The 8389-nt window shown below is 71.3% G+C and carries 8 protein-coding genes and 1 pseudogene; 5 read left to right on the forward strand and 4 right to left on the reverse strand.

Annotated features, from left to right (window positions below):
* Positions 1-104 (forward strand): annotated as a pseudogene (locus DSY14_RS25225) (IS481 family transposase); the annotation flags it as partial.
* 179 nt (positions 105-283) lie between these two features.
* Here DSY14_RS25225 and DSY14_RS25230 read toward each other — a convergent pair.
* On the reverse strand, positions 284-541 hold the full coding sequence (locus DSY14_RS25230; protein ID WP_211719111.1) for a hypothetical protein: 258 nt from the start codon (positions 539-541) through the stop codon (positions 284-286).
* Positions 542-859: 318 nt separating this feature from the next.
* Between DSY14_RS25230 and DSY14_RS25235 the strand changes: the two genes are divergently transcribed.
* On the forward strand, positions 860-1591 hold the full coding sequence (locus DSY14_RS25235; RefSeq protein WP_211719112.1) for a GntR family transcriptional regulator: 732 nt from the start codon (positions 860-862) through the stop codon (positions 1589-1591).
* Between the two features lie 8 nt (positions 1592-1599).
* The gene (locus DSY14_RS25240) at positions 1600-2412 is read left to right on the forward strand and encodes a GntR family transcriptional regulator (RefSeq protein ID WP_211719113.1); all 813 of its coding nucleotides are present in this window, start codon (positions 1600-1602) and stop codon (positions 2410-2412) included.
* A 43-nt stretch (positions 2413-2455) separates the two neighbouring features.
* Here the strand turns inward: DSY14_RS25240 and DSY14_RS25245 are convergent, their stop codons facing one another.
* The gene (locus DSY14_RS25245; protein ID WP_249188446.1) at positions 2456-3586 is read right to left on the reverse strand and encodes a VWA domain-containing protein; all 1131 of its coding nucleotides are present in this window, start codon (positions 3584-3586) and stop codon (positions 2456-2458) included.
* 38 nt (positions 3587-3624) lie between these two features.
* Positions 3625-5046, reverse strand: a complete 1422-nt coding sequence (locus tag DSY14_RS25250) for a sigma 54-interacting transcriptional regulator (RefSeq protein WP_211719115.1) — start codon at positions 5044-5046, stop codon at positions 3625-3627.
* A 129-nt stretch (positions 5047-5175) separates the two neighbouring features.
* On the opposite strand from DSY14_RS25250, the gene DSY14_RS25255 reads away from it, so the two are divergent.
* Together DSY14_RS25255 and DSY14_RS25260 are read left to right on the forward strand one after the other, a co-directional pair.
* Complete coding sequence (locus DSY14_RS25255; protein ID WP_211719116.1) at positions 5176-6330, forward strand: FIST N-terminal domain-containing protein; 1155 nt, start codon at positions 5176-5178, stop codon at positions 6328-6330.
* A gap of 171 nt (positions 6331-6501) precedes the next feature.
* Entirely contained in the window at positions 6502-7869 is a 1368-nt protein-coding gene (locus tag DSY14_RS25260) for a hypothetical protein (protein ID WP_211719117.1), read from the forward strand.
* Between the two features lie 71 nt (positions 7870-7940).
* Here DSY14_RS25260 and DSY14_RS25265 read toward each other — a convergent pair.
* A partial coding sequence (locus DSY14_RS25265) for an RDD family protein (RefSeq protein WP_249188447.1) occupies positions 7941-8389 on the reverse strand: 449 nt, incomplete at its 5' end.

The following is an 8389-nucleotide window of genomic DNA, read 5'->3' on the forward strand; positions in this document are numbered from 1 at the left end:
CGTTCACCGGGTGGTTGCACCACTACAATCACCACCGGTTCCACACCGCGAACAGCGGCCCTCCCGCCTCCCGCGTACCTAACCTCTCAGGTCAGTACAGCTAGGTCGTCCCGGGGCCCGCGCGACGTTGCCGCGCGGGTTCCCTGGCGGCTTCTGCCGGGCCCGTCGCGGCGGCCTTCGGTCGTGCGGTGGTGCGACCCACGTGGTCGGGGCGGGAGTGTGGGAGCGGTCGCGGATGCGGCTCCGTCGGAGCCTGGAGGGCACGGGGCCCTCGGCCCGGTGGTCAGACCGCGGTGGGCGTGCGGTCGTCGGTGGGCAGGGCGTCCGTCTCGGGGTCGGTCTCGTCGGCGCGGAAGCGCAGACCGCACACGTAGCGGCCGGTGTGGGACAGGGCGCTGTCGTCATCGTCGTCGCGCAGGGAGCGGTAACGACCCCGGCTGTCCTGGCGGCGGATGCCGATGGAGATGGCCAGGAAGAAGCCGACCGCGAGGCCGAGCAGGACGAGACCGATGAGCGTCAGAGCGATGAACGTGGTTTCCATCGGGGTTCTCCTCCGGGGAAGTGGAGAGTGGGCTGTTATCCGGTCGGACCCCCTGTGAACCAAGAGGGCGGTACCTGGGATCTCACGGTGTGGAGACGTTCCCTTGTCGTGTCGGTGCGGGTGGTCGGCCGGCGGACGGTGGAGGGTGGGTGTCCGGGGGTTCGGCCCGGTGGTCGGGGGTGGATCCGGCGTTTACTCCGGGTGCCCTTCCACTAATATGGGTCCAACGGAACAGGTTGGACTCGTTCGGTTGGTGTTCCTCTCAACTTGTTGGTACAGGTTGAGTTGTTGGTCTTATACCCCCCAGAGGGCGGACTTATGCGGGCAGAAAGCCGATATCGACAGATCGCTCGAACTCTGCGCAGGGAGATCCAGGAGGGAAGCCTCCCTCAGGGCGGTCAGTTGCCCTCCGAGAAGCAGATGGAGGAGCGCTTCGAGGCGTCCCGCAACACCATCCGTCTCGCCCTGGGCATGTTGCGCAACCAGGGCCTCATCGTCAGCAGACCCGGACGCGGCCACTACGTGCAGGACGTGGTCCCCGAGATCTTCTACGCCACCCGCAGCCGTGGAGGCCCCGGCGGGTTCAACGAGCCCAACCTCGCCGGTCTGACCCTGGAGGAGTTGCAGCTTCTCAGCGCCAACGCCGACATCGCCCCCCGGTTGCGCATCCCCGAGGGCACCATGACGGTCGTCCGCCACCTGCACCGCTTCTCCGGTGACCGGTCGGGCTCCGTCAGCGCCGCGTACTACCCCATGGACCTCGTCGAGGGCACCCCTCTCATGCTCCCCGAGGACGTGGAGAGCGCGCTGGAGATCCTCATGGACCACGGCCACCGCCAGGTCGGCTACGTGGACGAACTGGAGACCCGGATGCCCACGCCCCAGGAGGTCGGGCAGCTGGAGCTCACCCCCGGAGTGCCGGTCCTGGAGGTCCACCGCACCGACTACTCCGAGGAACGTCCGCTGCGGTTGGTGCACACCGTCCACGCCGGGAACAGCATCCGTTACCAGTACGAACACGGTGACCTCAACGCCTACCACCGGGACTGATGCAGCGCATGAGCACTCCGAAGAAGACCGTTGTCGCCGACCACCTGCGAGAGGCCCTCGCCCGCGGTGAGTACGAGCCCGGTGAACGGCTGCCCGGTGAGGACGACCTGGCCGACGATCTCGGGGTCTCCCGCGCCACCGCGCGTCTGGGGATGCGGGTCCTGCAGGACGAGGGCCGGATCGCGATCGTCCCCGGTCGCGGCGCCTTCGTCGCCGACCACCAGCCGTTCCTCCACCTGGCCACCCCCGTCTCCGGCGGCAGCGACTCCGAACGGTTCCACGCCGGTTACCAACCCCGGTTGCTGCAGGCCGGTTACCACGACATCGACGAGAAGATCCGGGTCAGCCTCGACACCATGCGGCCCAAGGTGGCCAAACGGCTGCGCATCGGTTCCGACGACGACTCCCGTCACGGAGGGCTCGTGGTGATCCGCTCCTGCGACCGCTTCGTGGACGGCAGCCTCTGGCAGTCCCAGATCATCCACTTCCCGTTCAGCATCGCCGGTGGGACGCCCCTGATGTCCCCCGAACCGATCGAGGGGGGAGTACCGGCGGCCATGCGCGACCTCGGCCTCCGGGAGGAGTGGAACTGGGACGTCGTGGGCGCGCGCATGCCCTCGAAGGACGAGGCGGACGCCTTCGGGCTGGGCCCGGGGATCCCGCTGCTGGTCCAGGAGCGGGTGGTCCACGAAGGCGACCGGCCGCTGCGGTTCACCGAGACGGTCATGCCCGCCAACCGTCACCAGCTGCTCTACTCGGGCGGCGACGCCCCCGAAGAACTCCTGGTCATGGCCTCGGACGTCAACATCTTCGAACGCTGATCCCGCCGCCCGGTCCCCGGGGCCGCCGCGCCCGGAGGCACCGTCACCGGGGTCGGTCGGTTCCGTCGAGGTAGTGCCCGATCACCAACGGGCCCAGGGCCTGGGCGTCGGCCGTCACGACCCGGACCCCGCGCCGCCGTTCCACCAGGTCCCGGAAGGAGCGCAGGCGGGGATCGTCGGCCAGGAGGAAGAACGTCGGCTCGGCCCCCTCCGCCAGCGCGGCGTCCAGCTCCGCCGTGGTGAGCTCCACGGTGCGGGGCGTGGGCGGCCAGGCGAACCGTGCGTCCCCGTCCTCGCCCAGGTGGGCGGTGGGCTCGCCGTCGGTGACCACCATGATCAGTGGGCGCGTCCCCCGGTGGCGGCGCAGGTACCCGCGGGCCAGGTGCAACGCATGGTGCAGGTTGGTTCCGGGCACCCGGCGCCAGTCGTGTTCGACCAGTTCCGCCGGGGTCATCGTCCGGGCCCGGTCCCCGAACCCGATCACCAGGACCCGGTCCTCGGGACGTCGTGTCCGTACCAGGGTGTGCAGGGCCAGGGCGGTACGTGTGGCGGCCTCGTGCAGCCCCCGGGCGACCATCGAGTGGGAGAGGTCGACCAGCAGGCACACCACGGCCGCCCCGGTCGGCTCGGTCTCGGTGTACCGGAGGTCGTCGGCGTGCAACGGGGGGCCGCCGTCGCCGGAGGTCGCGCCCGCCCGGGCGGCGCGACGCACCATGGCCGCGCGCAGGGTCGCCACCGCGTCCAAGGGGCGGTCGAGTCCGTCCCCGGGCAGGCTCCTCCCGGTCGGTTCGCCGGTGTGTCCGGGACCACCGCCGTGACCGCCGGGGCGGACGCTCGGCGCCGACTCGATCTCGGCCAGCGCCACCTCGCCCAACCGACGCAGTTCGCGTGGGGTCAGCCCGTGGTCCGCCGCGTCCCACCGGTCCAGGGCCGCCCGCCCCTCCGCCCCCAGCAGACCGCCCAGGGCCCGGGGGTCCACCTCGTCCACGGCAGAGCGCTCTCCGGCGGTGTAACGCCCCAGGGCCTCCGCCGTGGTGGCGAGCAAGGCGGACTCCGCCGCCGACGGATCCCGGTCCTCGCCGGCGGCCACGATCCACGTCCGCAGCTCCTCGGCGGCGTCGATCGCCTCCGGCGGCGGTGGTTCCTCCTCGGCCAGCGGGTCGGGTCCGCCCATGTAGGCCCGATACCGAAACCTCACACCCCACGCCCCCTTCAGAACCGGTACACGCCTCCGTCGGGCGCGGTGTCCTTGGACAGTCGTCGTTCCAGGTACAGGCCCTCCAGGGCGAACTCCACCACCGCCGCGGCCAGGCCGGGCGTGGGCGGTCCGTCCTCGTCCTCCGGGGCGGCCCGGGCGATCAGTCCGGCCAGACCGGGCACCGTCCCCACCCGGCGCAGGAGTTCGGTCGCGCCCACCAGGTCACCGCTCTCCACGGTGCCGCCGCCGGAGAAACGGTCGCTCAGCGGTGCCAGGTCCGCGTCGCCCAATCGGGAGCGGAAGGTCTCCGCCACGGCGCGGCGCAGCAGCGTCTCCAGGATGGCGGCCTCGCGGCCTTCGGCGCCCGTCTCGAACTCCACCTTGCCGAGGAGCGGTTCGGCCACCCCCACCAGATCGCAGACCCGCGCCACCGGCACCTCCTCACCGGTCAGCGCCGCGCGTCGCAGCGCGGAGGCGGCCACGGTCTCGGCGGCGGCCACGGTCAGTCGCACCGACACCCCCGACCGCTGGTCCACCCGGTTGGAGCCGCGCACCAGACGGGCGAACCGGGCGACCGACTCCAACAGGTGCGAGGGCACCACCGTCCCCGCGGGAAGGTCGGCCTCCTGACGCAGCAACGCCGACTCGTGTTCGAGATCGGGAGGGTAGTGGGTGCGGACCTGGGCCCCGAACCGGTCCTTGAGCGGGGTGACGATCCGGCCCCGACTCGTGTAGTCCTCCGGGTTGGCGCTGGCCACCAAGAGCAGGTCCAGGGGCAGTCGCAGGCTGTAACCGCGTACCTGGAGGTCGCGCTCCTCCAACACGTTGAACAGCGCGACCTGGACCCGGGCGGGAAGGTCGGGCAGTTCGTTGACGCAGAAGATCCCCCGGTTGGCGCGCGGCAGCAACCCATAGTGGATCGTCTCCGGGTCGCCCAGGGACCGGCCCTCGGCCAGCCGTGCCGGGTCGACGTCCCCGACCAGTTCGGCGGTGCCGGTGTCCGGGGTCGCCAGCTTCTCGCCGTAGCGTTCGTCCCGGTGCCGCCACCGCACGGGGAGGTCCTCGCCCTCGGCGGCCGACCGGCGTGCGCACGAGGGGCAGACCGGAGCGAAGGGGTGGCAGTGGATCGGGCAGCCCGCCACCGCCGGCGACCAGGCGTCGAGCAGCCCGGCCACGGTCCGGATGAGCCGTGTCTTGCCCTGCCCTCGTTCGCCGAGCAGCACCACGTCGTGACCGGCGATGAGCGCCCGTTCCAACTGGGGCAGCACCGTGTCGTCGAACCCGTGGACGCCGGGGAAACGCGGCTCGCCGGTCCCCATCCGGGCCAGGAGGTTCTCGCGGACCTCGACCGCGGTGGAGCGGTGGACGTGGCCGGACTCGCGCAGCGCGCCGCGGGTGCGCGGGAGTCCGCCGGGAGGTGGTGCGGCATGGGTCACGGCAAGCAGTGTAGGCCCGAGGGAGTTTGAGGGGCCAGATGCAGGAAAGCTCCTGTTTGAAGTACGGATGGAAGAAGGGGACCGCGAGGTTCGCGATCCCGGCGGTGACCGGTGAAGGCAGGGGTGGCAGTGGCAAGGTTCGGCGATGCTCTGACGACGGGGGCCGACCTCGTGAACGCGGCCGAGCGCGCCGTGCTCCAGGCCCTGGAGCAGATGGACGGTCCCGCCGACCTCGTCTGCTTCTTCGTCAGCGGCGCGGACCCCGACGAGGTCACGCTCGCCGGCCTGCGGGTCATGGAATTGTCCGGCGACGCGGTCACCCTGGGGTGCAGCGCCACCGGCGTGGTCGGTGGCGGCCGCGGCGTCGAGGGTCAGGGAGCGGTGAGCGTGTGGAGCGCACGCCTGCCCGGGGTGGAACTCACCCCCTTCCGTCTGGACACCGCGGTGGAGGACGACCAGCTCGCGGTGGTGGGCATGCGCGAGCCCGGACCTGACGACCGCGCCGGCATCCTGCTCACCAACCCGTACGAGTTCCCCACCCAGGCGTTCGTCCGGGAGACCACGGCCGCCCTGGGCGGCCTGCCCCTGGTCGGGGGGATGGCCGACGGTATGCGCGGTGAGGATTCGGTGCGGCTCTTCAGCGACGGCGAGGTCGCCGCGAACGGCGCCATCGGCGTCCTCATCGGCGGGGAAGGTGTGCTGGGCACGGTGGTCAGCCAGGGATGCCGCCCGGTCGGCCCGAGCATGACCATCACCAAGGCCGAGGGCAACCTCCTGCTGGAACTCGCCGGCGTCAACGCCTACGAGAAGCTGGAGGAGTTGGTGGCCGGCCTCTCCGACGAGGACCGCGCCCTCGCCGAGCAGGGCCTGCACCTGGGTGTGGCGATGGACGAGTACGCCGACCGGCACGAACAGGGCGACTTCCTCATTCGGAGCCTGGTGGGCGCCGACCCCGATCCGGGCTCGCTCACCATCGGGGAGATGGTGGAGGTCGGCCAGACCGTCAGGTTCCAGGTGCGCGACGCCGGCACCGCCGACGAGGACCTCGCGCGCCGACTGTCGGAGTTCGGGGACGAGCACGCGGTCGGGGCGGGGCTGCTGTTCTCCTGCAACGAGCGGGGCGGTGGACTGTTCAGCCGGGCCGACCACGACGTGCTCGCGGTCCGGCGGATCCTGGGCGCGGCGCCGGTGGCCGGGTTCTTCGCGGCGGGGGAGATCGGTCCGGTCTCGGGGGTGAACCACGTGCACGGGTTCACCGCCTGTCTGCTGGCCTTCGCCCCCTGACCCGAGGCCGGTCGGGAGCACATCGGCCGCATCCGGCCTCCACGTTCCAAGTCGGACTTTTACCGCCGTATCACCAACACTCGGCGCGGGTTCCTTGTGTGTGCCCGTACTCAGATGATTACTAAGAGTGATGAATGTGTTCACTTTGAGTGTTCGGTGAGAGAAGGAACGATGGCGCAGAACCGGCGCACCACCACGTCCCTGGTGGCCCTCGGGGCGTTCGCCCTGCTGACACCGTTGGCCGTACCCGGAACGGCCGCCGCGGAGCCCGGTTGGCTCACACAGGATCTGTCCTCGACCGACCGGATCGGGCTGGCCCTCGCCTCGGGGGCGCTGCGCCTGGACAACGTGGGGGACCTGGGCGCCTCGCCGCGGCTGGACACCGCCGAGCGGCGGACCGGGCTGGCGACCTTCCCCGAGCAGGAACTGGAGTCCGCCACCGACACCGTCGACGTGGCCGTGGACACCACCGGTGACGCGGAGGAGGTCCTCACGGAGGCGCGCGGAGCCCGCGCCGACGGTATGTGGACCGAGTGGTACCCGACCCGGCCCGGCGGTGGGCGGGTGGCCCTTCCCGAAGCCGTCACCGAGGTCCAGTTGCGCGTCGAGATGTCCGCCGAGGGGGAGGCGCGGGACACCGCCGTCACCGACGTGCGTCTGCGTCCCGTGGAATCCTCGACCCCCGACAGTGGCGCCGGCGGCGACTCCGACCGCGAGCCCGACACCGGCCCCGACGCCGTCGAGGGCACCGAGGAGGAGGGGCGGGGCGATCTCGCCGGGGACGACGTACCGCAGCCCTACTCCGCCCGTCTCTTCGCCACCCGGATCGGCCTGGTCGGCAACACCACCGCCAACGGCCACACGGTGCGTCCCGACGACCACTTCGTCGCCCTGCCCTCCCGCCGTGGTCTGGCCCATCGGGGCGGTGGCGAGTACACCGTCAGGGTGTGCAGCACCGGCGAGCTCGGTCCCGATGCCTCGGGGGACACGGAGAACCACACCCCGCGCTGCGCGTACCTGCCGGTGTGGGACGTGGGACCGTGGAACATCACCGACGACCACTGGAACGGCGACCGCGAGTCCTGGCGCGACCTGGACCGGGGGCGCCCGCAGGCGCAGGCCGCCTACACCGAGGGGCACAACAGCGGGCTGGACGGTTTCGGGCGTCGTGTGCAGAACCCCGCCGGAATCGACCTGGCCGACGGCGCCTTCAACGAGGGGCTGCAGCTGCCCACCAACGGCTGGGTCCGGGTCGACTACCTGTGGACCGCCGAGTACCGTGAGCGCGCCGAGATCAGCACGATCACCCAGAGTGACCCCGTGATCGTGCGCAGCGGCCCCGGATCCCACCACGACACCGTCGGCCTGGCCGCGCACAAGGCCAACGTGGACGTGGCCTGCCAGGTGGTCGGCGACCCCGCCACCGGAGCGAACGGCACCAGTGACGTCTGGTACCGGATCGGGGAGGGCCACTACGTGCCGGCGGCCTTCGCCGACGGCGGATCCGGATCCCCGCAGTGCCTGCCCGACCAGCCCTGAAGGCGGGGATGTCGGAACGGGCCGCTCCGTCGTCGTCGGGGCTCCGGCGACGACCTGCGGCGACCCTCGGATCAGCGCGTCCGGATCACCATCGTCCCGGCGACGCGGTCGTGCAGGGCGCGTTCGTCGCGGTCACCGATCATGGCCATCGACTCGCCGAGCGAGACCAGGTGTCCCACGCACGGCAGCGACTGCGGCAGGCAGAAGACGGCGGACCGGCCGATCGCCTGTCCCTGGCCGAGCTTCCCGCCGTCCGCGGAGACGACCTTGATGCCCACCATCATCTTGCCGAGCGTGCGTCCCCAGGTGACGAGGTACAGCCAGTCGTAGAAGAAGAGCAGCAGACCCCAGCCGAAGAAGAAGAGGAAGGCCCACAGCTCCCCCTCGGCGTCGGTGGTCTCGGTGTCACCGGTCAGCATCAACACGACCACGATCATCACGAAGAAGAACGCCGACGCGGCGATGAAGGCCAGCACGTAGTCGATCAGCCGCGCGGCCAGGCGCACACCGAAACCGGCGC

Origin of the sequence: Nocardiopsis sp. MG754419, assembly GCF_018207095.1 — a bacterium.
Lineage (GTDB): Bacteria > Actinomycetota > Actinomycetes > Streptosporangiales > Streptosporangiaceae > Nocardiopsis.